The organism is Mucilaginibacter antarcticus (assembly GCF_042686155.1).
GTDB lineage: Bacteria > Bacteroidota > Bacteroidia > Sphingobacteriales > Sphingobacteriaceae > Mucilaginibacter > Mucilaginibacter antarcticus.
The window spans coordinates 170611-196100 of record NZ_JBHUON010000004.1; the positions used below are offsets into that span (position 1 = coordinate 170611).

24 protein-coding genes and 1 pseudogene are annotated in these 25490 nt (G+C 43.9%); 7 read left to right on the plus strand and 18 right to left on the minus strand.

Annotated elements, in window-relative coordinates:
• Positions 1-94: 94 nt before the first annotated feature.
• Positions 95-1408, minus strand: a complete 1314-nt coding sequence (locus ACFSYC_RS05570) for an FAD-dependent oxidoreductase (RefSeq protein WP_377124390.1) — start codon at positions 1406-1408, stop codon at positions 95-97.
• Positions 1409-1459: 51 nt separating this feature from the next.
• On the opposite strand from ACFSYC_RS05570, the gene ACFSYC_RS05575 reads away from it, so the two are divergent.
• Positions 1460-3136 (plus strand): amidase, encoded by a 1677-nt coding sequence (locus ACFSYC_RS05575; protein WP_377124392.1) that lies wholly within the window; start codon positions 1460-1462, stop codon positions 3134-3136.
• A 14-nt stretch (positions 3137-3150) separates the two neighbouring features.
• Complete coding sequence (locus tag ACFSYC_RS05580) at positions 3151-3687, plus strand: YfiT family bacillithiol transferase (protein ID WP_377124394.1); 537 nt, start codon at positions 3151-3153, stop codon at positions 3685-3687.
• A gap of 126 nt (positions 3688-3813) precedes the next feature.
• Here ACFSYC_RS05580 and ACFSYC_RS05585 read toward each other — a convergent pair whose 3' ends face one another.
• From ACFSYC_RS05585 to ACFSYC_RS05595, 3 genes are all read right to left on the minus strand, one after another.
• Positions 3814-4827: a 2Fe-2S iron-sulfur cluster-binding protein gene (locus ACFSYC_RS05585; RefSeq protein WP_377124396.1), complete on the minus strand. Its 1014-nt coding sequence runs from the start codon at positions 4825-4827 to the stop codon at positions 3814-3816.
• A 6-nt stretch (positions 4828-4833) separates the two neighbouring features.
• Positions 4834-5829: a zinc-binding dehydrogenase gene (locus ACFSYC_RS05590; RefSeq protein ID WP_377124398.1), complete on the minus strand. Its 996-nt coding sequence runs from the start codon at positions 5827-5829 to the stop codon at positions 4834-4836.
• 133 nt (positions 5830-5962) lie between these two features.
• Positions 5963-6574, minus strand: a complete 612-nt coding sequence (locus ACFSYC_RS05595) for a superoxide dismutase (RefSeq protein WP_377124400.1) — start codon at positions 6572-6574, stop codon at positions 5963-5965.
• A gap of 255 nt (positions 6575-6829) precedes the next feature.
• Between ACFSYC_RS05595 and ACFSYC_RS05600 the strand changes: the two genes are divergently transcribed.
• Entirely contained in the window at positions 6830-9052 is a 2223-nt protein-coding gene (locus ACFSYC_RS05600; RefSeq protein WP_377124402.1) for an ATP-binding protein, read from the plus strand.
• Between the two features lie 4 nt (positions 9053-9056).
• On the opposite strand, the gene ACFSYC_RS05605 is transcribed toward ACFSYC_RS05600, so the two are convergent.
• The 4 genes from ACFSYC_RS05605 to ACFSYC_RS05620 form a co-directional block, all read right to left on the minus strand.
• Positions 9057-9617, minus strand: a complete 561-nt coding sequence (locus tag ACFSYC_RS05605) for a biliverdin-producing heme oxygenase (RefSeq protein WP_377124404.1) — start codon at positions 9615-9617, stop codon at positions 9057-9059.
• A 66-nt stretch (positions 9618-9683) separates the two neighbouring features.
• Complete coding sequence (locus ACFSYC_RS05610; protein WP_377124406.1) at positions 9684-10151, minus strand: nucleoside deaminase; 468 nt, start codon at positions 10149-10151, stop codon at positions 9684-9686.
• A gap of 4 nt (positions 10152-10155) precedes the next feature.
• The gene (locus ACFSYC_RS05615; protein ID WP_377124408.1) at positions 10156-10527 is read right to left on the minus strand and encodes an SdpI family protein; all 372 of its coding nucleotides are present in this window, start codon (positions 10525-10527) and stop codon (positions 10156-10158) included.
• On the minus strand, positions 10524-10859 hold the full coding sequence (locus tag ACFSYC_RS05620) for a tRNA-binding protein (RefSeq protein WP_377124410.1): 336 nt from the start codon (positions 10857-10859) through the stop codon (positions 10524-10526). Before ACFSYC_RS05620 ends, ACFSYC_RS05615 begins: the two co-directional genes overlap by 4 nt.
• A 113-nt stretch (positions 10860-10972) precedes the next feature.
• Here ACFSYC_RS05620 and ACFSYC_RS05625 point away from each other — a divergent pair, with 113 nt between their 5' ends.
• A complete protein-coding gene (locus ACFSYC_RS05625; RefSeq protein ID WP_377124412.1) occupies positions 10973-11380 on the plus strand; it encodes a hypothetical protein in 408 nt (135 codons plus the stop codon).
• On the opposite strand, the gene serS is transcribed toward ACFSYC_RS05625, so the two are convergent.
• Positions 11377-12648: a serine--tRNA ligase gene (gene serS, locus ACFSYC_RS05630; RefSeq protein ID WP_377124414.1), complete on the minus strand. Its 1272-nt coding sequence runs from the start codon at positions 12646-12648 to the stop codon at positions 11377-11379. The genes ACFSYC_RS05625 and serS overlap by 4 nt on opposite strands.
• A 102-nt stretch (positions 12649-12750) precedes the next feature.
• Between serS and rsmI the strand changes: the two genes are divergently transcribed.
• Positions 12751-13485 carry a 16S rRNA (cytidine(1402)-2'-O)-methyltransferase gene (gene rsmI / locus ACFSYC_RS05635; RefSeq protein WP_377124416.1) on the plus strand — a complete coding sequence of 245 codons (735 nt, stop codon included), beginning with the start codon at positions 12751-12753 and terminating at the stop codon, positions 13483-13485.
• 18 nt (positions 13486-13503) lie between these two features.
• Here the strand turns inward: rsmI and ACFSYC_RS05640 are convergent, their stop codons facing one another.
• The gene (locus ACFSYC_RS05640; RefSeq protein WP_377124418.1) at positions 13504-13887 is read right to left on the minus strand and encodes a type II toxin-antitoxin system VapC family toxin; all 384 of its coding nucleotides are present in this window, start codon (positions 13885-13887) and stop codon (positions 13504-13506) included.
• A 2-nt stretch (positions 13888-13889) separates the two neighbouring features.
• Positions 13890-14093 (minus strand): type II toxin-antitoxin system VapB family antitoxin, encoded by a 204-nt coding sequence (gene vapB, locus ACFSYC_RS05645; protein WP_377124420.1) that lies wholly within the window; start codon positions 14091-14093, stop codon positions 13890-13892.
• Between the two features lie 64 nt (positions 14094-14157).
• Here vapB and lnt point away from each other — a divergent pair, with 64 nt between their 5' ends.
• Positions 14158-15780, plus strand: coding sequence for an apolipoprotein N-acyltransferase (gene lnt / locus ACFSYC_RS05650; protein WP_377124422.1), 1623 nt, complete (start codon positions 14158-14160; stop codon positions 15778-15780).
• 34 nt (positions 15781-15814) lie between these two features.
• Here lnt and ACFSYC_RS05655 read toward each other — a convergent pair whose 3' ends face one another.
• The 6 genes and pseudogenes from ACFSYC_RS05655 to ACFSYC_RS05680 all read right to left on the minus strand — a co-directional run bounded on the left by ACFSYC_RS05655 (position 15815) and on the right by ACFSYC_RS05680 (position 23096).
• Positions 15815-16672: an N-acetylglucosamine kinase gene (locus tag ACFSYC_RS05655; protein WP_377124424.1), complete on the minus strand. Its 858-nt coding sequence runs from the start codon at positions 16670-16672 to the stop codon at positions 15815-15817.
• Positions 16669-17046, minus strand: coding sequence for a response regulator (locus ACFSYC_RS05660; protein ID WP_377124426.1), 378 nt, complete (start codon positions 17044-17046; stop codon positions 16669-16671). Before ACFSYC_RS05660 ends, ACFSYC_RS05655 begins: the two co-directional genes overlap by 4 nt.
• A gap of 29 nt (positions 17047-17075) precedes the next feature.
• The gene (locus ACFSYC_RS05665) at positions 17076-18398 is read right to left on the minus strand and encodes a TolC family protein (RefSeq protein WP_377124428.1); all 1323 of its coding nucleotides are present in this window, start codon (positions 18396-18398) and stop codon (positions 17076-17078) included.
• A 3-nt stretch (positions 18399-18401) separates the two neighbouring features.
• Positions 18402-21524, minus strand: coding sequence for an efflux RND transporter permease subunit (locus tag ACFSYC_RS05670; protein WP_377124430.1), 3123 nt, complete (start codon positions 21522-21524; stop codon positions 18402-18404).
• A 9-nt stretch (positions 21525-21533) separates the two neighbouring features.
• Positions 21534-22618, minus strand: a pseudogene (locus tag ACFSYC_RS05675) (efflux RND transporter periplasmic adaptor subunit).
• Position 22619: 1 nt separating this feature from the next.
• A complete protein-coding gene (locus ACFSYC_RS05680; RefSeq protein ID WP_377124432.1) occupies positions 22620-23096 on the minus strand; it encodes a MarR family winged helix-turn-helix transcriptional regulator in 477 nt (158 codons plus the stop codon).
• Positions 23097-23203: 107 nt separating this feature from the next.
• Here ACFSYC_RS05680 and ACFSYC_RS05685 point away from each other — a divergent pair, with 107 nt between their 5' ends.
• On the plus strand, positions 23204-25006 hold the full coding sequence (locus ACFSYC_RS05685) for a M61 family metallopeptidase (RefSeq protein WP_377124434.1): 1803 nt from the start codon (positions 23204-23206) through the stop codon (positions 25004-25006).
• 69 nt (positions 25007-25075) lie between these two features.
• Here the strand turns inward: ACFSYC_RS05685 and ACFSYC_RS05690 are convergent, their stop codons facing one another.
• Complete coding sequence (locus ACFSYC_RS05690) at positions 25076-25231, minus strand: lmo0937 family membrane protein (RefSeq protein ID WP_377124436.1); 156 nt, start codon at positions 25229-25231, stop codon at positions 25076-25078.
• Positions 25232-25490 lie beyond the last annotated feature (259 nt).

Consider the following 25490-nt stretch of genomic DNA (forward strand, 5'->3'; position numbering starts at 1 on the left):
ACAACTTTACGTACGCTAAAAAGTTAGGGAGAGTACTTATTATTTGTCGATCAGCTTTCCGCCAAGCGGATCGGAGCGAGACTCGCGCCCTATCCTAGTTAATCACCCGCCCATTCAGATCAACTGCGCGGGAAAATGGATTGATATACTGATTCGCAAGTATGGCAAATTCGCGGCGGGTTACTGCGCGCTCGGTATCAAATTCGGTGCTGAACTTATATTTATTCTTCCAGTCGCGCAGCATAATTGATTTCAGGTTTTTAGGCTCGGTCAGGGTAATTTCGCTTATAAACGACAAAAGATTAGCTACAGTAAACTGCCCGGCTGGCTTATTATTGGCAAACCAGATAAAGGCCCGGCTATAAAGCTCACTAAGCACCGGTTTAATTTCGGCAGTGGTAACGGCAGAATCCGGCATAAATAAAAACTGCGCCCGGCCGTCTGCTATATTTTGTTTGCCCTTTAACAGCCCCGTAGCAGCAATTTGCTGTATGGCTTTGAAGTAACTGTCTGTCGGATTAATATCGTCAAAAGGTAATAGATACCCTTTAAAATCCAGCAACTCGCCTTGTATTATGCGTACATGTAGTTTTTTTGATGTGGTTTTAAAAAAAGCGCAGTAAGCCGCCATGGTACCCGCGCCTTGCCCAATAGCCATTTGCACCGGCAAACTGGCATCTGCTAATAAGGCCTTATCGGTAATAAAAAGGTTGTCAGCATCTTTAACTACCAAAGCGCTCATGGGTATGTAATAAGCAGGTGTCTCCGGGTAACTGGTTTTATCACTGCTAAGCGCCAGCCCCCCCAAGTCATCGGCCGTGGCTATTGATGTACGGTACAAATTGTCGGCATAAGTTACCGGCGGTGGCAATGTCGCCCCTGCCGCCCCAACCACTTCGGCACCCTGGGTAGCGTCGATCAGTGTCTTGGCTTTGATATTATCTACCCGGCCATTATGGCTATAGGTTACTTTCCAGCCCGTGCCATCTTTTTCAACCGTAGCAAATGCCGCGTTTAGTTTAATGGTAAGCAATTTGGTGGTGTCGGCTATTTGTTTGAGGATGCCCGCCGCGGCAAATGATTCGAATTTTAAAGGCGCGAAATTAGTAGTATCATGGCCGGGCATCCCCTTATAAAGGTGATTTACCTGTTTACGAAACTCGCCCCAAAAGCCTGATGGTAATTTGTTATTGGCCGCAATAGTTACCATCTCTTTACCCTGCATACTTTGCAGCCAGTCGCCCTTTACCAGCAGTACAGTTTTTAATTTGCTGCGCGAGCTTTGAATAGCGGCCGTAACTGCGCTTGCGCCATTGCCAATTACAAGGACATCAGTTTTGATCGTCTCGGCAAAAATGGCATAGGTATTCAGTAAAAGGGCTAAAATTAGGGTAAATAACTTTTTCACAACTTGGCTATAACGCACTTAAAACGCTAAATTAGTGCAAACCTTTTACTTATGGTGAAAAAATCTACTATTAAGCAAGTTACTTTAGCGTTTTGCCTGTTTGGCAGCTTTGCTTTAGGCGCTTTTGCATGGCCTAAAATAGCCGCAAGCCCAATTACTGTTGGCATTGTAGCGCAGGCCCAAAAAATCATCGGTATTGAATTTACCCCTGCACAGGGCGATTCGATGTTGAACACGCTGGATAGCAGGGTTAAACAATACCAGGAGCTGCGCAATTTAAAGATGCCCAACAGCGTAGTACCGGCCTTAAACTTTAACCCTATCCCGGTGGGCTTTGTCAATCAGGATAATACCAATGGTTTTAAGCTGTCGAAAGGCGGCGCTGTAAAGTTACCTGCAGATAAAAACGAGCTGGCCTTTTACACTGTTCGCCAACTGGCAGAATTACTGCGTACTAAACAGATCACCTCTGTTGAGTTGACCAAATTCTTTTTAGACCGACTTAAAAAATACGATCCCAAACTACTGTTTGTTATCAGTTATACGGAAGACCGCGCCTTTAAAAACGCCGCTAAAGCCGATGACGAAATAAAAGCCGGGAAGTATCGTGGGGTGCTGCATGGCATACCTTTCGGGATAAAAGACCTGCTATCAACGGCCGACTCAAAAACTACATTTGGCGCCGGGCCTTATAAAGACCAGGAACTGCACATTGACGCCACCGTTGTTAAGCGGTTGGAAGATGCGGGCGCCATCTTAATTGCAAAACTCACTTTAGGCGAACTAGCCCAGGGCGATAACTGGTATGGCGGCATCACCAAAAACCCCTGGGATGTTACACGCGGATCAAGCGGCTCATCGGCAGGGTCGGCATCTGCGGTTAGCGCAGGGTGTTTGCCTTTTGCTATCGGGTCTGAAACATTGGGGTCTATTGTTTCGCCGGCTACCGAGTGCGGCGATACCGGGTTGCGCCCGTCCTTCGGTCGCGTTAGCAAATATGGGGCAATGGCCCTTAGCTGGAGCATGGACAAGTTGGGACCAATAACCCGCAGTGTAGAAGATGCGGCCATTGTTTTTAACGCTATACAGGGCACAGACAGGAACGATTTGAGTACTATAGCCGCACCCTTTAACTACGATGGCACGGTTGCCGGCCTTAAAGGCTGGAAGATTGGGTATATCAAAGCACCATTTAACAACCGCAATATTAGTAATGTAAATGACTCACTTACCCTGGCTAAGCTTAAAGAACTGGGGGCAGAATTGATACCGATAGAAATGCCTAAAACCCCTTCATCAGCCATACAATTTGTGTTAGAGGCCGAAGCCGGTGCGGCTTTCCAGGAATTGGTGTTAAATCATAAAGACGATATGCTGGTACGGCAGGGTAAAGGTGCCTGGCCAAACACGTTCAGGGCCGCGCAGTTTATCCCGGCGGTGGAGTATATACAAGCTAACCGCGCCCGCACGTTGCTTATACAAGAGTGGTATCAAACCCTAAAAGGACTGGATATTTATATAGCACCGTCTTTTAGTTCGAACTTAAGGCTAACCAACCTTACCGGTAACCCCTGTGTAGTTTTACCAAATGGTTTTAATAAAGACGGCCGCCCAACCAGTATTACCTTTATGGGCCAATTATTTGGCGAAGGCAAAGTGCTTGAAGCCGCCAGAATTTACCAGCAGGCGACAGACTTTCATACCAAACACCCTACCTTGAACTTTTAATTCGCAAAACATTTATGACAACTACACCAACCGTTAACCCATTGCAATATCCTATTGGTAAATTTGCTATTCCTGATGTTTATACGCCCGAAGCTATACAAGAGTGGATACAGGATATAAAAGCATTACCGGCACAAATTCACGAAGCGACAAACGGCTTAACCGATGAGCAACTAGATACCCCTTATCGCCCCGAAGGTTGGACATTGAGGCAAGTAGTTCATCATTTAGCTGATAGCCACATGAACGCGCTGATCCGTTTTAAGTGGACGCTGACGGAAGACGCACCAACCATAAAAGCTTATGACGAAAAAGGCTGGGCCCTACAAGCGGATTATAAATTGCCTATAGCACCATCTTTACCAATGCTGGAAGGTATACACCTGCATATGGTAGCTTTGTTTGAAAGCTTTACCAATGAGCAATGGGACCTGTACTTTATCCACCCGCAAACCGGCAAGGATATGACACTGAAGAGGACTTTGGCAACCTACGCCTGGCATGGTAAACATCATTTGGCCCATATAACTAATACTATAGCTACGTTTTAGCGGCTAAGGGCAAAACCTCTGATAATGATATCTTTTCGATCCGTTGGCTAACGGATCGAAAAGATAATAGCTAAAGCTATCATCTTCTTTAAACGCGCTACGGGTATTTTAGAACCTGACTTCTTATTATAAAAACTCAATCACCACATCATCGCTCACAGCATGGCCGGTACATGTTAGTATGTAGCCTTGTGCCAGATCGAGATCCGTCAGCACGTCATTAACCGACATAACTACTTTACCATTGGTACATTTAGCGGTACAGGCAGAACATATTCCGGCCCGGCAACTGTAAGGTAGGTCGATATTATTTTGCAACGCCGCCTGTAAAATGGTTTGATTTTCGCCCACCATCAGGTCATGCAACTCGTGGTTGTGTTTTATGCGGATCTTTTTGGGTGGATAGTTAATGTAGCCTTCGGTGACGGGCACGGTCTCCAACACAAAGTTTTCCTTGCGGATATGTCCGGCTGATATACCCATGTAAAGCAGTGTAAGCCTGATCATCCGCATATAGTCAAACGGGCCGCACAGGTAAAACTCAGCATTGCCTGGACCAAATCCTATATTCTGCTTTACCAATTGCTCGACGAGCACGTTATTAAGCCGGTCGCCCTCACTGCTTAACAAGTGTATGACTTTTAACCGCTGTGGATGGAGCACTTGTAACTTTTCTACCTCGTTAGCAAACAACACAAAGGGCCTGCTCTGGCTGCTGTATAATACGGTAAGCCGGCTGTCCCCCGGTCGGGCCAAAATATATTTAAGCTGCGCAAATACAGGGGCTATCCCGCTGCCGGCGGCAAAAAATACAAGATCCTTAGGGTTATTAAAATCGGGTACGGTAAAACGTCCCGCAGGTTCGACAGCGTTAATGAGATCCCCTTGCTTTACTTTGCTGAGCATAAAGCGCGAGATCTCTCCGTTGGCGACCCGTTTAACGGTAATGGCCAGCATCTCCTCGTCGGGCGACGAGCTTAGTGAGTACGACCGCCTGATCTCCTCGTTATGATGTGTAAACACTAAGGTGATAAATTGCCCGGCATGGTACCCCACCCTTCTGCCTGTCACTTCGGCCAGGTAAAAGGTCGCCGCGTCGGCAGTTTCGCGTTGTATATGCTCAACCTTTAATTGAAGCATTGCGCTTTAGGCTTTTAAAATAATATTGCCAAACTGGGGCGAACTGCTCATCTTTTCAATAGCCTGCGCTGCGGCCGACAAGGGGAAAACTTCGTCTATAACCGGGATTACCTGGTTGTCGCCCATAAAATTCAGCATCGCCTTAAAATCCGCAGCTGTACCCATGGTTGTGCCTAATATTTGAAGCTGTTTCCAAAATATTTTGCGGCCGTTTATGGCAGGCATATCACCGGCAGTGCCGCCAAAAAATACAATGCGGCCACCGGGTTTACACAAGTCCGGGAACTTAGCGAATCCCTCGCCCAGCGCACTGTCAATAATTACATCAAACCCGCCCGACAGGTGCAGCAGTTCTTCGGCCCAATCTTGTGCCTTGTAGTTTACACCGGCTAACGCACCTAGTTGTCTTGCCAGCTCTATCTTCTCGCCGGTGCCCGATGTTACAAACACGCGGCACCCTGCGGCAACCGCCCATTGCAAAGCAAAGGCCCCGGTGCCACCGCCAACACCCGAAATCAACACGGTATCGCCTTTCTTTATTTTGGCTTTTACAAACAAGGCCCGGTAAGCCGTTACGCCCGCTAACGGGAATGCAGCAGCCTGCTCCCAGTTTAAATAAGCAGGTTTATCGTATAGCTGTCCGACAGCAACTTTAACATATTCTGCGAAAGTGCCATCATCCGGCAGGCCAAGAATCTTAAAATCTTTGCCTTGAAAATTATCATCATCGCCCCAATTACTACCGGGGTGGATAACTACCTCTTTATTAAGCCAGGCGGTATCAACGCCCTCACCTACTTCGGTAACAATGCCGGCGCCGTCTGAGCCCAAAATAACCGGATACTTTAGTCCGGCGTATTTGCCGATAGCTATCCAGTAGTCGCGGCGGTTTAAGCCCGCTGCTTTTATTTTAACTAAAACTTCTCCGGGGGCGAGCATTGGGGTTTCAACTTCTTTCCAGGTAATGGGTTTATCGGGAGCTTCGAGTACGTTGGCTTTCATGGTGGTAGTTATGCGCAATGACTAATTATAATATTATATCAACTAAAAGGGCAGCAAAATGTTACCACTTTGCTGCCCGTTAGTTAGTTTTAAATTAAATCAGATATCGAAAGTCCGACATCCGAAATCAAAATTAAGCTATCGCTTTAGTATATAACTCAGACACGTGTGCCCAGTTGATAACATTCCAGATTGCCGCTAAGTAATCAGGGCGACGGTTTTGATATTTTAAGTAGTAAGCATGCTCCCAAACATCAATACCTAAAACTGGGGTACCTTTAACTTCGGCAACGTCCATTAGAGGATTGTCCTGGTTAGGAGTTGAAGTAACCGCCAGTTTCTTATCAGCAGTAACAATTAACCAAGCCCAGCCTGAACCAAAACGGGTAGCACCAGCTTCTGATACTTTAGTTTTAAAATCGGCAAATGAACCAAAAGTGCTGTTAATTGCAGCCGCTAAAGCGCCTGTTGGCTCGCCACCTGCGTTTGGCGCTAATAGCGTCCAAAACAAAGAGTGGTTGTAGTGGCCACCGCCGTTGTTACGTACAGCAGCAGGGTATTTTGAAATATTTTTAATGATGTCTTCAATATTGCCATCAGCTTCTGGTTTACCTTCTAAAGCTTTGTTTAGGTTGGTAACATAAGCCTGGTGGTGCTTGCCATGGTGAATTTCCATGGTTAGTTTATCAATGTGCGGTTCTAATGCATCGGTAGCATAAGACAACGCCGGTAGTGTAAATGCCATAATTGCTATTTTAAATTTTAATGAATTGTTGTGGAACAAATATAATGAGCCAACGGGGTTTTTGTTCTAATTTTATGTCATGTTTTTTACTTTAACTATTAAATAACTGTAATTAGAAAAACACAAACTATTTTATCCTGCCAGCGTTTAGTAATACAACATTAATTTATAACACCGGGCTTAACAGCCATTCTTTGAAAATACATTTCGTTCTTAGAACGAAATTATCAGTAGTATCACCACTATCTACTTTAAATGACATTGACCACAGACCTTAGTAATTGCGATAACGAACCCATTCATATCCCCGGACAGATACAATCGCAGGGATTTTTGATAGCGGTGGATGCGAACTGCATTATTAAATACCACAGCGAAAACATTACAGATTTTTTGCCCGGTTTACCTGCCGACCTGTTAGGCCGGTCGGTTACTGACATTGAGCCTTTTTTAGGCACTAATGAACCGCCTGATTTTATTAACCAATTGTTAAGCTTTGGGCGCAGCAATAAAAGCTTTGATCAAACCAATCCGTTTAATACTGATATACAGGGCAAACCCTATTTTTTAATCATTAACATATCGGGCCCGCTGTTTTTGCTTGAGTTTGAGCCCGCGGTGTCTGACCTTAAGACTGATCTTCAGCGTCAGATAGGCCGCACAATTTCAGAGATGCTGGCAGATAAAGACCTGGCCAACTTGTTAAAAAACACAGCCGCGCAGGTTAAAAACATTATAGGCTATGACCGGGTTATGATTTACCGCTTTGCGGAAGATGATCACGGTGAAGTGATATCCGAATCAAAAAATGATGACCTGGAGCCGTGGCTGGGTTTACACTACCCCGCATCAGACATACCGAAACAAGCACGCGAATTGTATAAGGCCAACTTAACGCGCCTGATAGCTGATGTCAATACCAGCAACTCAAAAATTGTAAGCACCAAACAATGGAGCGATGACAGCCCGCTGGATTTAACACACTCGCAACTCAGGGCGGTGTCGCCTATCCATATTCAGTATTTAAAAAATATGGGCGTGGCTTCAAGTTTCAGCATTTCGCTTATTTACAAAAAAGAGCTTTGGGGTTTAATTGCCTGCCATAACTACTCTCCCCGTTTTATTGATTACAGGGCAAGAGATTCTGCAAAGTTAATTGGGCAGATATTATCATCGGCATTAGAGTTTAGGCAGGATGAAGCCAACCAGATTTTTAAGGAAAAATTTAAAACCATAGTAGACACGCTGTCTAAAAACATGCTGAAAAACAACAGCATTGAGGATGCGCTTATCCTGCCCGAGGTAAATGTAATGCACGCAACTAACGCAGGCGGCGCTACCTTAATATTTGAAAACAGCATTACAAATATAGGCACCACGCCTAGTGAGGTTCAAATTAAGCAACTTATAGACTGGGTAAAAATTAATGTAAATGAACCTTTGTTCTATACAAATGAGCTGCCTTATGTTTTTGCTGAAGCAGATGCTTATAAAAAGGTAGCCAGCGGTTTAATGGTGCTTACTTTATCGGCAGAGCTGTCTGAATATATTTTGTGGTTTAAGCCCGAGCATATTGCTAGCATAAACTGGGCCGGCAACCCCGATAAGCCTGTTGAAATAGCTACTGATGGCAGCATGCAAATATCCCCCCGACACTCCTTTGATGCCTGGGCGCAAGAGGTTTCGGGCAAATCTGAGCCATGGGTTGACGAAGAAATTAAATCAGTTGCACGTTTACGTACCGAAGTTACCTATGCGATTAATCAAAAAGCGGGTGCTATACGGATGCTTAATGAAAGGCTTAAACAAGCCTACGAAGAGCTGGATACCTTTAGCTACACCATATCGCACGATTTGAAAAACCCGCTGTCGACCATTAAAGGTTACGCGCAGATGTTGATCAAGACGTCAACTCTAGAATCAAAAACGCGTGATGTGTTGTCAAAGATTAACAGCAAGGTTGATAAAATGAACGAAATGATTAACGAGGTATTGGAATACTCGCGCATAGGCAGGCTTGATTTAAAGCCGGTAAATGTTGAAGTAGCTGCCATGATACAGGAACATATTAAAGACCTTAAGCTGGGCTACAACGCAGCACATTTAAAAGTAAACATTGGCAATACACCAGCTATCCAGGGCGATCCGACCATGATATCGCAAGTGTTTGCTAACCTGTTGAGCAACGCCATTAAATACAGCATACCAAGAGGCGCGCCCGAAATTTTTATTGACGCAGAAGATAACGAGGATGAGATTGTTTACACCATACGCGATAACGGGGTAGGTATAGATATAAAACAACTGCCCCTAGTGTTTGAGCTGTTTAAACGCATGGATAACGTGCAGAACATTGAAGGTACGGGTGTCGGCCTTGCCATTGTGAAACGTATTATAGAGAAACATAACGGCAAGATCTGGGTGGACAGTCAGCTGGGCGAAGGCTCGACTTTTTATGTCGCATTCAAAAAGATCTAGCCGCTTATTTTTCGAGCCAGTTTTTAAACCTGGCGAATGTTTGGTTAGCTGCTTCGGCCATAGTTTCTTCGTCGGCCGGGGTCATTGCTGCCTTATTTAGCAGCTCTTTAAAGCTGGTCCACATTTGCTGCATATTATCGCCATAACCGTTAAAGAACGATAAACCTGCGCCATTTTGGATAGGCAAATGATTTTGTATCATTTTACTGATGATTTGCCCGCCAAGCGTTGATCCCTCAATTACATATAACGCACCAAAGGCCTGCAGGCAGTTTTCTATCCGGGGCAATTCATCGCCGGTGGCAACTGCAGGCACTGTTCCGCCCAAAACCTTAATATCATCAGCAATGGCTGCTGTTTTACGGCGCTCTTCATAATCAGCCATATTTGATGGGTTGAGGTAGCGCTCAATCTGTTTTTCAAGACCACCAAAGTATCCGTAAAACGAAGACAGGATAGTTATATAATCTTGCACGGAGCGCATGCTTTTCAGTTTACCAACTAATATTTTCTCTGTTTGCTGGTGATTGGCTAACGTTACCTCTTTGAGTTTTTCTGTAAACATAATTTATTTTGTGCGATAGCCTCTCTATGCTCGCCATGACAATAAACCTTGCCAACAAGTATTTGTTTACCGCTTACTTTTAAAAAAGTCCTTTACCAATTGTGAACACTCATTCTCGCGGATGCCGCCGGTAATGATTGTTTTAGGATGAGTAATTTTTTGATTAAGCCTGCCAAAACCCAAACGGGTATCATAAGCGCCAAAAACTATTCTCCCAATTTGAAACCAGTACGACGCGCCGGCGCACATTACACAAGGTTCGAGCGTTACATACAGCGTGCAATCTTTTAAATATTTGCCGCCCATAAAATTTGCAGCGGCTGTAAGCGCCTGCATTTCGGCATGGGCCGATACATCGTTTAAACGCTCGGTAAGGTTGTGGCCTTTACCTATGATCTTGCCCTGGCAAACCACAACGGCGCCAATGGGTATCTCATCTTCAGCTAAAGCCTGACGAGCCTCTTTGAGGGCCTCATTCATGAAAAAATCATCAGGCGATATTGCAGGTTCATCACCAAAAGTTACGTATCTCATTATATTATCTATCGCCGAAAATTTTTGTTAAATGTTTTTCTGTTGCTACTATAACAAACACCGCAGGCAATAAGCCCGAAACCGTCATACTGCCTATACTTAAACCAGCCCTTATATCATCTGTAGTTTGCATAGTAGCCAGCAGGCCTGCTATTACTATGCCAATAATTGTGGTAACCAGCCCGGCTTTAACCATGTAAGTAGCCGAATACCGGTTAGCTTCATCCCAGGTTTGTTGATTTTTCATGAATGATGGCATGCGGTAACCGTAATAACCATTGATTTGCTTAGGCGGAAACCGCGACATAACCAACCCTAAAATCAGTAGAATGATGCCTGTAAGTTGCGGTCCGATGATCCATTGTTCCATCCTCATATCAATTTACTGCCGTTGGGCACCGGCTTGTCAACGGCTGTTAAAACAATGTCGCCATTCTCGTCTGCGAAGCCGGTAACCAAAAACTCTGACATAAAATTAGCTATTTGCTTTTTAGGAAAGTTTACCACGCCTACAATCTGCCTGCCCTGCAACTGTTGCTTAGTATAATGCTTTGTTATCTGCGCACTAGACCAGCGTATTCCATACTCACCAAAATCGACCTTAACCTTATAAGCAGGCTTTCGTGCTTCAGGGAAGTCGGACACTTCCAGTATGGTTCCTACCCTTAGTTCTACTTTTTCAAAATCGGCCCAGGTGATGTTTTCCATAGATAATATTGGCTTGTACTCACAAATATAATGTTTTGAAACAGGGCCTTAAATATGATGCAACAATTTGAATTTGATTATCGTATAAAGCAACATCACATTTATTAATGACGATGCAAACCCAACCCCAACCAAAATCGTTACTTGTAGTAGCCGAGGCTAATACTCAAATTGTAGTACCAGCGACTAAAAATGCTGTACGGGTAACAGATATTCACCGGATATTCCCGGTTATACATGAGTGGCAGCCTACTGTTATCGTACTTGACTACGATTTTTTGGGTAACGATACCGAGAAAATTTTGCGACGCCTTACCTCAAATCCCTTTTACAACAAAATAAAGATCTACTGCTACAAATCGCGACCGCATACTAAGGTTGACGGTTTGTTAACCGCTTTGGGTGTACAACAGTTTATTTATTCACCGGTTGCAAAAACACCAAAAACAAGTGTTACCGGCAAAATATTAAACTATATATCCAACGCTACCATCAGCGTCAAATTAGCCAAAGCTAATTAATCTATTACATCAAAACCCAGGTAAGGTATCAATACCTCGGGTACTTTAATGCCATTTTCGGTCTGATTGTTTTCTAAAAGTGTTGCCACTATACGGGGTAAAGCCAAAGCACTACCATTAAGCGTATGCGCCAATTGTGTTTTACCTTCGGCATTACGGAAACGCAGCTTTAGACGATTGCTCTGAAAAGTCTCAAAGTTTGATACGGAAGATACCTCTAACCAACGCTGCTGGGCCGCGCTCCAGGTTTCCATATCATAAGTTAGGGCAGATCCAAAGCCCATATCCCCACCACAAAGGCGCAAAACACGATATGGCAAGCCTAGTTTTTGTAATAAGCCCTGCACGTGCAGGCTCATGTCTTCTAATACACTGTATGATGTTTCGGGATTAACAACCTGCACAATTTCTATCTTATCAAACTGGTGCAAACGATTTAAACCACGCACGTGTGCGCCATATGAACCAGCCTCTCTGCGGAAACACGGAGTATGGCCGCAATTTTTCACCGGCAGTTCATCAGCCTTTAAAATAACATCGCGGTATAAGTTGGTAATGGGTACTTCTGCAGTCGGTATCAGGTATAGTTCGTCCTGGGTAACGTGGTACATCTGGCCTTCTTTATCTGGCAACTGGCTGGTACCAAAGCCAGATGCTTCGTTAACCATTAGCGGCACGCCCACTTCTTTATAACCGGCTTTTTCAGCTTCGTCAATAAAGAAGTTGATCAGCGCGCGTTGCAGCTTTGCACCCTTGTTCATATAAACAGGGAAACCAGCACCAGTGATTTTAACACCCAGTTCAAAATCAATCAGTTTATATTTTGCGGCAAGCTCCCAGTGCGGCAAAGCGCCAGCAGGTAGCTCAGGGATAGCGCCATGTTCTAACACCACCTCGTTCTCCTCGGGCGTTAAACCTTTGGGTACAGATGAGTGTGGTAAATTAGGCAACAACACCAGTTTTTGATACAGGTTGTCTTCTATTACCGCTAATTCTTCGTTATATTTTTTAATATCTTCTTTCCAAACGCCCGTTTTAGCTTTAATGGCCTCGGCCTCTTCTTTTTTGCCGTTGCGCATCAGCTCGCCTATTTGTTTAGCGGCGGCATTTGCTTCTGCAGATGTGTTATCCAGTTTAACCTGAGTTTGGCGGCGCGAGTCGTCCAGTTGGATAACTTCGTCAACCAATTGGGGCTGTTTGAAATTTTTTACAGCCAAACGTTCTAAAACCTGTTCCCTGTTATCGCGGATATAACTAACTTGCAGCATTGTATTATTTTTTGGCAAAGATATTTTTTAAGTAGCAGTATTAAGTAGCAATAGCAGATTTTTTTCGTCTGAGCAAATAACTGCAACTGTTATACACCAACCATGAGCGCAACCGGCAAACTATACTTAGTACCCACCCCCATCGGCAATTTGGAGGATATTACCTTTAGGGCCTTACGTGTTTTAAAAGAGGCCGACCTGATATTGGCCGAAGATACCCGCACGTCTGCACCCTTGTTAAAGCATTTTGATATTCAGAAAAAGGTGTTTGCGCATCATCAGCATAATGAGCACCAGTCATCAAACGAGATCATTAAGTTTTTGTTGATGGGGCAAAACATAGCCCTGATATCTGATGCCGGCACGCCGGCAATATCTGATCCGGGTTTCTTTTTGGTGCGCGAAGCTTTGAAGTTCAACATCGCAATTGAATGTTTGCCGGGTGCTACCGCTTTTGTACCGGCGCTGGTTAACTCTGGTTTCCCTACAGACAAGTTTTGTTTTGAGGGATTTTTGCCGCTAAAGAAAGGCCGCCAAACGCGTTATAAATTTTTGGCCGAAGAAGAGCGGACCATTATACTGTACGAGTCGCCGCACCGTTTATTGAAAACGCTGGACGAAATGGCCACCCACTTTGGTGCCGACAGGCTTATATCCGTATCGCGCGAGCTGACGAAAATGTTTGAAGAAACCGTGCGTGGTACCGTTACCGAGATTAAAACTTATTATGAAACCCACCCTGCTAAAGGCGAGTTTGTAATTTGCGTAGCTGGCGCCCCGGCATCCGAAGAAAAGAAAAAGAAAAAGAAGTACAAGGACGATGAAGACGACGAATAAACCCAGAGCGGCAAAGAGTTACCCCCACTGAACATTAATGGGATATAATTTAAATTTAGTGTCAACTGTCAAAACCACCGCGCTTTCGGCAATCGATTGCGAAATAATCAATCTGTCAAATGGATCATTATGATTATAAGGCAGCTTGATGAGTTGCTGAATGTGTTCTAAGGTAATGGGCAATACCTCAATATTATTATTACTCAAGATACTTGCAATTTCATCGAAACCAGCTGCCATAGTTAATTTTCCTAAGCTTGATTTAATGGCAATTTCCCAAATGCTTGCAATGCTGAGAAAACATCGGTTATTGATGTTCTTAATTTTGTCTTTTACTGCTTTTGGCAATGCTTCCCCGTTGATGAACCATATAAAAGTATGGGTGTCCAATATGAAGTCCATCCTTACATGTAGTCTTTAAAATCGTCAAGCGGCTCGTCAAAATCAGGTGACACTTTAAAAAAACCTTTTGCGTAGCCAAACTGGCGTTCTTTCACGTCATGCTTTTTTTGAGATTTAGACTTTAAAAACTCTACAAAATCAGACACCTCCTGTTTCAAATTGTCAGGCAGTGACGCTATTTCTGTATATAGTTGCAAATCGCTCATTACTATAAAGGTATGAAATCATTTATAAATATCTAATTTTAACAGCGCATACAAACCAAGTTTAATGAAAAAAAACATCCTTATATCGCTACTTTCAGGTCTGTTACTTTGGTTGGCCTGGCCGCCTATGCAATACACCACCATCTTTTTGTTTTTTGGGTTGGTGCCTATATTGGTGGTGATGGAGAATATCATCAAATCAACCGCTACAAAAAAAGGAAAACTGATCTTCAATATCACCTTCCTGGGCTTTTTTGTGTGGAACGTGCTTTGTATATACTGGGTATATAACTCGCTTAAAATAGTTGGCGAGGTAGTAGCCATACCGATATCGTTGATACCATATGCCTTAGGGCCGCTATTAATGGCCTTTGCCTGCTGGTTGTACTACAGATTACGCCTAATAGCTCCCCGAAGCTGGAGTTTAGCGGGGCTGGTTTGCTTTTGGATAGCTTACGAATACCTGCATCAAAGCTGGGAGCTCAACTTTCCGTGGATGACGCTTGGCAATGGCTTTGCCACCGCTCACCAATGGATACAGTGGTATGAATACACAGGCGTGTACGGTGGCACAGTCTGGATTTGGGCAATTAACATCCTGATGTTCTTAGTATATATAGGTTTACGCGAGGCACAGCCTAAACCGGTTAGGTTGAAGTTGATAGTTACGCTAAGTGCCGTTTTAATATTGCCATTGGGCATTTCGCTGTATCGCTACAGCAATTACATAGAACAGGTTAATCCATCCAACGTGGTGGTGGTACAACCTAATATTGATCCCTATGCAAAGTGGAGCGAGTTTCCGCCGGCGCAGCAAATTGATATTTTAACTAAACTATCTGACTCTGTGGGCCAGGTTAACACCGAGTTTTTTTTATGGCCCGAAACTGCTATTGCTGATGAAATAGATGAGGACCATGTACGCAGCAACAATTACTATATGCAGGCACAGCACTTTTTGTCTAAGTACAAAAATGGCAACCTGATAACTGGCACCGGTTCATATAAACGATACGATGCCCCTAAAACAAAAACAGCCAGCCCCCTGCCTGACGGTACCTTTATTGATAATTACAGTACAGCAATAAATATTGAAAACTCGGGAACGGTGCAATTTTATCATAAGAGCAAGCTGGTTCCGGGTGCAGAGTCGTTACCGTTTGAAAATACATTATCATTTTTGAAACCTGTCTTTGCACATTTAGGCGGTGTAACAGGTACCTATACCAAACAGGAACAACCGAGCGTACTGTATTCTGCGAGCGGTATTGGCGTAGCACCGGTGATTTGCTATGAGTCTATCTGGGGCGAATGGGTAGCCAAATCGGTTGGCAAGGGCGCACAGTTCATCGCCATCATTACTAACGATGGTTGGTGGGAAAATACATCAGGTAAAGATCAGCATCTGGACTATGCCAAGCTGCGCGCCGTTGAAACCCGCCGTTGGGTGTGCCGGTCGGCCAATACTGGGATATCGGCTTTTATTAATCAGCGCGGGGATATTGTGCAACAGTCGCAATGGTGGGTTAAGGCTGCTTTAAAGCAAGACATTAACCTCAACTCAGAGCTCACGTTCTACGTTAAGCATGGCGACTATATACCTAAAACGGCAAGTTTACTAGCGGTGTTAGGTATGTTGTTTTTGATAGTGAGGGTAAGGATTAAGAAGAAAATAGTAAAAGCATAAAGGGCGACAGTAGTGAGCTGTTGGGATACAATATCTACTCCGCTGTTTCCCTGCTTAGAATAAACGCCAGCAGGTCATTTATGGGTTGCTTAATGATTTTACCTACATGAATTTCCTGCGCCTCGCAAAGCGCTTTCAACTCATCGGCAAACACAAAAGCAATTGAACCTACAAAGTGGGTTTTGTAGGTATGATATTCGGGGTATGATTTGATGTTGGTATCAATAAACTCTTGCAGGCCTTTTCTTATCAACTCTTTACCATAATCGGTTTTGCGTATTACGTTAAGTATCCGTGCGAAAGATGCCAGGTAAGAGTTTGGTGCCGGGCGCTGATATACGTTTGTTATCACCTCTTCCTTGGTTAAAGGATAAGTATTATAAAATACCGTCTGTATGTCTTCCGGCATCAGGCCGTATAAAAAATCGGTGATCAGTGTGCGGCCAAACCAGGTACCTGCGCCTTCATCTCCCAAAATAAAACCAAGGCCGTGCTTACCATCATGGATGCTTTCGCCGTCAAAAAAACAGATGTTTGAGCCTGTACCTAATATACAACACAAGCCTTTTTCGCGTCCGCAGGTTGCGTAGGCAGAGGCATACAAATCGCTGTCTACACTAATATAGGCTTTAGTGAATATTGCAGTCAAAGCGTTTGAGATGATTTCGTGCCTGTCCGGACTGGAGCAACCGGCGCCAAAAAAATAAATTTCTTTTATCTCGGCACCAAAGGCTATCATATCCGAGGCCTGATCTTGTAAGATCTTTACAATCTCTTTCTCGGTTAAAAAGTATGGATTTAGTCCGGGTGTTCTGAAAGCTACGGCATCTTTGCCGGGCTGTTTAAGTAACCAATCTGTTTTTGTTGATCCGCTATCGGCAACTAAGATCATGGTAGCTCCTCAAGTATTTTATAGGTAAGCGGTTTGTGGACAAAATGCGTAATGTATTTGTTGTCATCCGAACGCTTGATATCTGTAGGATCGAAAGACGACGACAACAAAAATATCTTAGTATCAGCCTTGTTGAAATCAAGTTTATCGTAAGCGTCCAGAAACTCGAAGCCGCTCATTTGAGGCATTCTTATATCCAGAAATATTACATCTGGCTTCACTGTGCCGTCTTCCAACATTTGAATCGCTTCGGTTGGCGACTCGGTGACAATGATATTTTGGGCAAAGTTGCTGCTCTCCAATAGCCTGCGCGTCACGAAATTATCGATATAATTATCGTCAACCAGTAAGCAGGTATGATAAGATGCAGCCATTTACACCCAAAAGTAAACTAAATATTTAATTATTGAATATTTAAGTTATTAGTAATTTGCTTTAGTGTTACTTCGGCCACTTTGGATTGGTACACGGCAGAGGAAAACGTGTATTGGGCATCAAGGAAGTTTCTTTGCGCCTCGCGTATCTCTAAAGGTGTTATGGTACCAATTCTATATTTATCCAACGTTATTTCAAGATTGCGCCTTGCTGCTTCTACGCTTGAACGCCCCACCTTTACCAGGTCCATGCCCGACAGATACCTTGCATACAGGTCACTTATCTGCGCCTCCACATTTAGCCGGGTTTGCTTAACATTTATACCTGCATTGTCTATCTGAATTTTAGCATTCCGCTCCCTGCGGCTTTGATTAAAACCATCAAAAATATTGATGGATGCCGTGAGCCCGTAGTTTAAGCCGCGCGCCTGCTGTGTACGGGTAAAGCCTGCCGGGGTTTTATTGTTTGTCCAGGTATAGCCGCCTGTTACACCTATTACAGGATAACGTGTTGATTGCACCTGTTTTAAGCTGATATAGGCAATACGCTTATTTATTTGCGCCGATAAGATGGACGGGTTTTGTGTTTGAGCGGTTGCTAAAATATCGCCCAATACAATCTTATCGTCCACTATGATAGTGTCACTTACGGTGAAATCGGTTTGCAGATCGCGCACCAGCAATTGATTAAGCCTTATCTTGCCCGATTTATAGCGCTGCTGCAAAGCAATAAGATTAGATGTATCGGTATTTAAAGCTACCTGCGCGTTTAATACCTCTAAGCGAGATACAGTGCCCACGCTAAATTTATCGCTGGCCAAACGCAACTGCGTGCGCGATATATTCATGGCCCCGCTTTGTGCCTTTATTTGTTGCGATTGATTGATAAGATCATAATAAGTCAGTATCAGGTCGCCGGTGGTGCTCACGATAGTATCGCGCAGGGTTACGCTCCGCAGCTCGTTCAGTTGCTTAAGCTGGTCGTAGTTGGCAAACATGGCAAAGCCGTCAAAAATTGTCCAGATAAGGCTTGGGCCGTAGTTCAGGTTGCTGTTGTTAGCATTAGGGATGCTGTTCACAGTCCCGTCAGACCGCGTTTGCTCAACACGCTGACGGCTGTAATTTTGCGTTATATCAGCGTCTACCACTGGTAAAAAACCGGCGTTACCAATAGTGGTGTTATTTTGGGCTATGGTTTTATTGTTTTTTGCCAGTACAATATTATAGTTGTTTTTCAAAGCAATTTCAACCGCCTCCTGCAAAGTAAGCAAGGGCGCCTTTTGGGCTTTTGTAGTAAATGCCAAAACCATGCAGCAACAAAGCAAACAAGCTATTTTATGTAGTTTTATCATCGCTTATTCGTTCTCAATTAATAAAATCTTCTTTTTCTTTTTAACAGGCTCTTCGGGATCTTCAACATCAGGGTCTTTACGTACTCTGGACGCTATAAGCAGATACATGGTTGGGATAACATATAATGTTAATACCAACGAGAACAGCATACCGCCTATAATAACAATACCCAGCGATACCCGGCTTTTTGCACCTGCGCCTAATGCCAGGGCAATAGGTACAGAACCAAGCACCACCGCCAAACTAGTCATTAAAATGGGGCGTAAACGTGCTGTAGCAGCCTCTACAACAGCTTGATATTTCTCCATGCCGTGTTCCATTTTTTGATTAGCAAATTCTACAATCAAAATACCGTTTTTGGTTACTAAACCCACCAGGGTGATAATACCTATCTGGCTAAATATATTCAGCGACTGATCAAACAACCACAGCGATAGAAATGCCCCTGCTACCGCTAACGGTACTGTTAGCATAACAATGATCGGGTCTTTAAAGCTCTCAAATTGAGCGGCCAGTACCAAGTAAACAAGTAACAGCGCGAAGATGAAGGCAAACAAAATATTTGATGAGCTCTCGGCAAAATCCCGGGAGGCACCGCTTAAGGTGGTACTGAAAGATTCGTCGAGGGTTTCTTTGGCAATACGGTTCATTTCGGCAATACCATCGCCAATAGTATGGCCCGGCGATAAGCCTGCCTGAAAGGTTGCAGATTTAAAACGGTTAAAGTGATAAATAGAAGGTGGCGTTGCATCTTCGTCGATCTTTGCTACGTTATCTAACTGTATAAGCCCGCCTTTGTCGTTACGTACATAAATAGTCTTCAAATCAAGCGGCTGGTCGCGGTTTGCCCGGTCTACCTGTGCTACCACCTGGTATTGCTTACCGTTGAGTAAGAAGTAAGCTACACGGCCTGCACTATAATAGAGCTGTAGTGTTTGGGCGATATCTTGTACGGACACCCCAAGATCGCGCGCACGTTCCCGGTCCGTAATAATTCGTATTTCTGGCTTGGTAAACTTTAAGTCAACATCCGGGGTAACAAAAACTGAGCTTTTACTTACCTTATCAAAAAAGTCAGGTAATACTTTGCGTATTTTTTCAAAATCCTGATTTTGTACCACAAATTGAATGGGTTGAGAGCTGCGGCCGCCACCACCGCTAATGGTCTGCTCTTGTGATACATTCACGCGGACATCCGGAAACTTTCCTACTTTTTTTGTCAGCCAGTCAGCAATTTCCTGCTGAGAGCGCTCACGCTCATCCGGCGGTACCAACCCTATGCGGCCAAAACCATTGTTTACAGCGCCGCTACCACCACGGCCGGCAGCCACAATTTCTATGTTGACATTCGCTTCCGGTATCGAGTCGGCTACCAGGTTCGAAAAATCGTCCATGTTTTTCGTCATAAACTCGTACGATGCGCCCTCTGCTCCTGTTACGTTATAGCGCAGTTGGCTTTTGTCGTCAAGCGGCGCCAGCTCTGAAGGGATTAAGCCATTTAAAACCCAGATAATGCCTACCGACCCAAAAAGTATCACGATAGCTATCCAACGGTGCTTCATGAAATTGACCAACGATTCGCTGTAAGAGTTGGTCATATTTACGAAGAACGGCTCCGTCTTTATATAAAAATTTGATTTCTTTTGATCTTTGCGGATTAGCTTAACGCTTAGCATAGGTGTTAATGACAGCGATACAAAAGCCGATATCAGCACCGAACCGGCCACTACTACAGCAAACTCGCGGAACAAACGGCCAGTAAAACCCTGTAAAAACATAATGGGTAAAAACACCGCTGCAAGTGTAATTGAGGTTGATACAACAGCAAACAATATCTCGGCAGAGCCCTCAAAGGCAGCCTTGCGTACAGCCATGCCCTCTTCTATCTTTTTATAGATATTTTCTGTCACTACTATACCGTCATCTACCACCAGGCCTGTAGCCAGCACAATACCAAGTAAGGTTAGGATATTGATAGAATATCCGAAGATATACATCAGGAAAAATGCGCCAATCAATGAAACCGGAATGTCTATCAGCGGGCGGAAAGCGATCAGCCAGTCCCTAAAAAACAGGTAGATTATAATGACTACCAGTATAAAAGATATGGCCAAAGTCTCTTCAACTTCGGTGATGGATTGCTTGATAAATTTTGTATTGTCCGTCAACACCTTAACATGTATATCAGGCGGAAGATCTTTTTTTAGCTGCTCAAATCTTGCATAAAAATCTTTAGCTATTTGCACATAGTTAGCGCCCGGCTGTGGTACAATAGCCAAAGCCACTTGTAATGAGCCCGACTCTTTAAAGGCCGTTTGCTCATTTGCGGAACCTAACAGCGCGTAGCCCACATCGCGTAAGCGAACAACGCGGTTACTGTCTGAGCGGATGATGAGATCATTAAACTCCTTCTCGGTGCTCATTTTACCTATTGCACGGATGATGAGCTCGGTGCTATTACCTTCTATTTTACCGGCAGGAAGCTCCACGTTCTCGCGGTCCAAGGCTGCAGTAATGTCCGATGCGGCTAAGCCAAGGGAAGACAGTTTTGCGGGGTCTATCCATAAACGCATAGCGTACTGACGTTGGCCGTGTATGTTAATGGCACTTACCCCGGGGATGGTTTGCAAGCCTTCCTGCAACACATTTTCGGCATAATCATTCACCTGGTTAATGTTGCGGGTATCGCTGGTTACAGATATGGTGAGGATGTTGTCGGCATTGGCGTCGGCTTTAGTAACTACCGGCGGCGAGGTAATATCCTGCGGTAGCTGGCGCTGGGCCTGGCTTACCTTGTCGCGCACGTCGTTCGCAGCGGTTTCCAAATCTGCATCCAAATCAAACTCTACGGTAATATTGCTTGATCCTACGGAACTTGTGGACGATATATTACGGATGCCCGGCACACCATTAATAGCTTTCTCTAAGGGCTCGGTAATCTGCGACTCAATTACGTCTGAGTTGGCACCTGCATAGCTGGTACTTACAGAAATGATAGGCGGATCTACCGAAGGGAAATCTCGGATACCTAAAAAGGTGTAACCAATTATACCGAATACCACAATAACAACAGACATTACCGTTGTCAATACCGGTCTTTTTATACTAACTGAAGATAAACTCATGGTAGATGCTTAGTTTATTACTTTAGTAATTTTTAGTGGGACCTTAGGACGCATTTGTATAATGCCCGATACCACTAAACTATCGCCGGCTTTAAGGCCTTCTATTACCTGCACCCTGGTATCGGTACGCACGTCGGTTTTAACATCGCGGGCCACCGCCATACCGTTTTGGTAAAGGTAAACTTTGCTGCTCTTTATATCCGGAACCACGCATTGGGTAGGCACCATAATCGTTTTATTAATACGGTCAAGCTGTAAATTGATCTTGGCGAAGCTGCCCGCGGTTAATGTCCCTTTTGGATTAGCAGCCCGGGCCCTTACAGTGATGGTCCTTGACGATACATCAATAGACGGTTCAATTGCATAAACCTCTGCCTTAAATTTCTCTAATGAGCTGGTTACCGTAAAAGCAACCTTTGTGCCTTTGCTTATAAGCGACAGGTATTTTTCGGGCACAGAAAAAGTAAGCTTTGCCGGGTCGATATTTACCAGCGTAGCGATAGATGTATTAGGCGACAAAATCCGCCCGGGCTTACATTACGCAAACCAATAGTACCCGAGAATGGCGCACGGATCTCTGTTTTGGCAACCTGCGCCCTCAACACGTCTGCCTGTGCCTTTAAAGTATTTAAACCTGATAACGAAGTGTCATATTCTTGTTGGCTTATTGCTTCCTTTTGTAACAACAGCTTGCTTCTGCCCTCGTTTTGTTTTGCTAACGCGATCTGGAATTGAAGCTGCTTTTGCGCCGCTATCTGATCAAGGTTATTTACCTTAACCAGCAGTTGCCCCTTGCTCACTCTTGCACCCTCGGTAAAATATATACCGGTAATATTGCCCGCTGTCTCACTGATCAGGTTTACACGTTCGTTAGCGTCAATGGTGCCGGTAACGTCAATGTAGTTATCAAGCACCGTGTCTTTTACTATCATTACTTTAACAGCAACAGGGCTGTTGCGCCCACCGCCTTTGCCGCCCTTGCCTTTAGTATTCTTAGCTTCAAGCTTTTTGGCACGCGCGCTAAAAAACTTGTTGTAAATTATTAAGCCTATTACTAATGCCAGCAAAGCGTATATGATATGCTTGGTTTTCATGTTATTTAGATAGTATTTTTCTGTTTTCTGTATTCCTAAACTCGCTTAAATTCATTTTCATTTTACCCAGGACGTTTTCAAATATCTCCATCTCACTGACAGAAATACCTTTGGCGGCCGAACGGTTCATGCGTTCAAATTCGGCAATAATTAGGGGTACTGCTTTTTTAGCTTTGTCGGTTACTACCAAAAGGTGTTGCCTGCGGTCAGCGGGGTTTTTCTGACGGTTTACAAAACCTTTACCGGCCAGGGTGTCAATTATTTTAACAATAACTGATTTATCCTTGCCCAATATTCCGGCCAGCGCGTTTTGGGTAAGTCCGCCATCATGGTGATAAATCACCGTCAGGGCATAATAATACTTATCCATGTCAAGGTGTTCCATGTGGCTGCTCAATACATCCAGGTACGCCTTGCCTAACACAATTAGCTTGCGCGAAACAGGTTCAATTAACTTCACCTTCATAAGTAGCGACATAAATGTAAAGAGTTAAAAAGCCAAATAGTTGCATGTATCAACCATTTTACAACACCTGCGGGGAATGTCCTCTTTACTAAAAGTGTTAAATTTATTACCTTGCACTTATGAAAAAAATTGAACTAAAAGTTATTTTATTCCTAACCATATTATTTTACATGACTACTACTACCAGCGCAGCCACCGCAGCTTCTATATCCTACAGCATTTCTTTCCCCGAGGCGCAGGCGCATTATGTTGATGTAGAGATGAAAATAACCGGGCTTAAACAAAATAGCCTTGAGCTAAAAATGCCTGTTTGGACGCCCGGCTCATACCTGGTGCGCGAGTTTGCAAAAAACATCGAATCGTTAAACGTAACGGCTGATGGTAAAACATTGGCGGCTACCAAAACACGCAAAAACATTTGGAACCTGAAAATTACGGGCGTATCATCTGTAACCGTTACCTACCGTGTATACGCCTTTGAGATATCTGTACGTACCAGCTTTATTGACAATAAATACGCGTTTTTATCATCTCCTGATATTTTTCTTTATCCGGGGAATATGTTAAACTCACCAGCCACTATTCACATAAAACCTTACAAAAAATGGGATAAAGTAACAAGCAGTCTTGAAAAAGTTAACGGTGATCAGTTCACCCGTTACTCGCCTAACTTTGATATTCTGTTTGATTCGCCTATTGAGGTTGGCAACCAGGAGGTATTTAATTTTGATGTTGATGGCGTAGCCTACGAAGTAGCCATGACCGGCGGCGGAACTTATGACGACGAGCGCATTAAACAAGATTTTACCAAGATTATACGTGAACAGGTAGCCATATTTGGCGAGAACCCTAACAAGCATTATACTTTCATCGTCCACAATTATTTGAAAGGTGGCGGCGGTTTAGAGCACCTAAGCTCTACTGTCCTTGGCGCTTCGCGCGATGCTTATTCGACAGAAAAAAATTACCAAAGCTTTTTAAGCCTTGCATCGCATGAGCATTTTCATTTGTGGAATGTTAAGCGTTTGCGACCGATAATTTTAGGTCCCTTTGATTATGATAACGAGGCTTATACCACTAACCTTTGGATAGCCGAGGGCTTTACAGCCTATTACCAGGATGTTATTGTACATCGTACAAAATTGTACCCGACCGATAATTTTTTAGCGTTGATGGCCGCGCAAATCAGCGCACTTGAAAACCAGCCCGGTTTGAAAGTACAAACACTTTCAGCTTCAAGTTATGATGCCTGGATAAAAGCTTACCGCCCTAACGAAAATTCAAATAACACAGGCATCTCTTACTATACCAAAGGTGCTTTAGTTGGCTTATTGCTTGACTTAGAGATCATCAACGACAGCAAAGGCAAGCATGCTTTAGACGATGTGATGAAGTATATGTACACTGAGTATTACAAAGTAAAAAAAAGGGGCTACACCGATGCCGAGTTTAAGCTGGGCCTTGAAAAGTTTGCCGGTAAAAAGCTGACTGATTTTTATAACAATTACATTAACGGGCTGACCCCGCTACCTTACAACAAATACCTGGCTTATGCAGGCTATAAAATAACCGACTCGCTGGCCAACAGTAACAATGCCGAACTAGGCATTACCCGCCTGGAAAAAGTAGCAAGATTGATCGTTACCGGCGTTAGCCGTGGTAGCGCTGCATGGGTGGACGGCATTAACGTCAACGACGAAATTTTGTCAATAGATGGCGTACCTGTACCTGAAAAAGGCGACCTGATACCGGGCAAAAAACCGGGTGATAAAATTATGGTGAAACTGGTACGCGATGGTTTGACGCTTGATTTACCTATTAAACTATTGAAGAGCAACAGGCAAAAATTCAAATTCGAAGAATTGCCCAACCCTACTACGGAGCAATTAACTGTGAGAAAAAAATGGTTGAAAGTAAATTAATTGGCAACTTAAAAAGCAAAAAGGCTCACCGTTTAGAGTGAGCCTTTTTGCTTTTATATTATCGAATTATTAGATAGCCGTTGGCCTTCTTATAAAACCTAATATTAATGCGATGATTGCTATTACCAGCAATACGTGGATAATACCACCTGCTGAGTACATGAAGAAACCTAGTGCCCATCCTATGATCAGGATAACTGCAACGATATACAATAGTGAGTTCATAATAGTGTTGTTTTAGTTAATGTTTTTCAAAGTATACATGGTGTTATCCAAAACTTGTGCCAGTGGTTTCTTTTGGATAAATTATGTGTAAACACTCCTGATAGGGGTACAATTAATGTCTACTTTTCCATAAATTTGACATAAAAAAAAGGCGCTTTAGGCCACGAATGGTCGGAAGAAATTCCGACCATTTTTATGTTTTGAAAAACAAACCCGGGTCTCCGCCGCATTGCACAACGATCAGGGCTATAGCGAGGTT

What these genes read in the sequence shown, in the direction of transcription:
- ACFSYC_RS05620 (WP_377124410.1), bottom strand. Translation starts at nt 10,859, where the DNA reads ATGGAAAACATCACCTGGGCCGATTTTGAAAAAGTAGAACTAAGGGTA.
- ACFSYC_RS05600 (WP_377124402.1), top strand. Translation starts at nt 6,830, where the DNA reads ATGACATTGACCACAGACCTTAGTAATTGCGATAACGAACCCATTCAT.
- vapB (WP_377124420.1), bottom strand. Translation starts at nt 14,093, where the DNA reads ATGAGCGATTTGCAACTATATACAGAAATAGCGTCACTGCCTGACAAT.
- ACFSYC_RS05670 (WP_377124430.1), bottom strand. Translation starts at nt 21,524, where the DNA reads ATGAGTTTATCTTCAGTTAGTATAAAAAGACCGGTATTGACAACGGTA.
- ACFSYC_RS05640 (WP_377124418.1), bottom strand. Translation starts at nt 13,887, where the DNA reads ATGGACTTCATATTGGACACCCATACTTTTATATGGTTCATCAACGGG.
- ACFSYC_RS05615 (WP_377124408.1), bottom strand. Translation starts at nt 10,527, where the DNA reads ATGAGGATGGAACAATGGATCATCGGACCGCAACTTACAGGCATCATT.
- ACFSYC_RS05655 (WP_377124424.1), bottom strand. Translation starts at nt 16,672, where the DNA reads ATGATCTTAGTTGCCGATAGCGGATCAACAAAAACAGATTGGTTACTT.
- ACFSYC_RS05625 (WP_377124412.1), top strand. Translation starts at nt 10,973, where the DNA reads ATGCAAACCCAACCCCAACCAAAATCGTTACTTGTAGTAGCCGAGGCT.
- ACFSYC_RS05595 (WP_377124400.1), bottom strand. Translation starts at nt 6,574, where the DNA reads ATGGCATTTACACTACCGGCGTTGTCTTATGCTACCGATGCATTAGAA.
- ACFSYC_RS05690 (WP_377124436.1), bottom strand. Translation starts at nt 25,231, where the DNA reads ATGAACTCACTATTGTATATCGTTGCAGTTATCCTGATCATAGGATGG.
- ACFSYC_RS05610 (WP_377124406.1), bottom strand. Translation starts at nt 10,151, where the DNA reads ATGAGATACGTAACTTTTGGTGATGAACCTGCAATATCGCCTGATGAT.
- rsmI (WP_377124416.1), top strand. Translation starts at nt 12,751, where the DNA reads ATGAGCGCAACCGGCAAACTATACTTAGTACCCACCCCCATCGGCAAT.
- ACFSYC_RS05680 (WP_377124432.1), bottom strand. Translation starts at nt 23,096, where the DNA reads ATGTCGCTACTTATGAAGGTGAAGTTAATTGAACCTGTTTCGCGCAAG.
- ACFSYC_RS05660 (WP_377124426.1), bottom strand. Translation starts at nt 17,046, where the DNA reads ATGGCTGCATCTTATCATACCTGCTTACTGGTTGACGATAATTATATC.
- serS (WP_377124414.1), bottom strand. Translation starts at nt 12,648, where the DNA reads ATGCTGCAAGTTAGTTATATCCGCGATAACAGGGAACAGGTTTTAGAA.
- lnt (WP_377124422.1), top strand. Translation starts at nt 14,158, where the DNA reads ATGAAAAAAAACATCCTTATATCGCTACTTTCAGGTCTGTTACTTTGG.
- ACFSYC_RS05585 (WP_377124396.1), bottom strand. Translation starts at nt 4,827, where the DNA reads ATGCTTCAATTAAAGGTTGAGCATATACAACGCGAAACTGCCGACGCG.
- ACFSYC_RS05575 (WP_377124392.1), top strand. Translation starts at nt 1,460, where the DNA reads ATGGTGAAAAAATCTACTATTAAGCAAGTTACTTTAGCGTTTTGCCTG.
- ACFSYC_RS05580 (WP_377124394.1), top strand. Translation starts at nt 3,151, where the DNA reads ATGACAACTACACCAACCGTTAACCCATTGCAATATCCTATTGGTAAA.
- ACFSYC_RS05685 (WP_377124434.1), top strand. Translation starts at nt 23,204, where the DNA reads ATGAAAAAAATTGAACTAAAAGTTATTTTATTCCTAACCATATTATTT.
- ACFSYC_RS05590 (WP_377124398.1), bottom strand. Translation starts at nt 5,829, where the DNA reads ATGAAAGCCAACGTACTCGAAGCTCCCGATAAACCCATTACCTGGAAA.
- ACFSYC_RS05605 (WP_377124404.1), bottom strand. Translation starts at nt 9,617, where the DNA reads ATGTTTACAGAAAAACTCAAAGAGGTAACGTTAGCCAATCACCAGCAA.
- ACFSYC_RS05665 (WP_377124428.1), bottom strand. Translation starts at nt 18,398, where the DNA reads ATGATAAAACTACATAAAATAGCTTGTTTGCTTTGTTGCTGCATGGTT.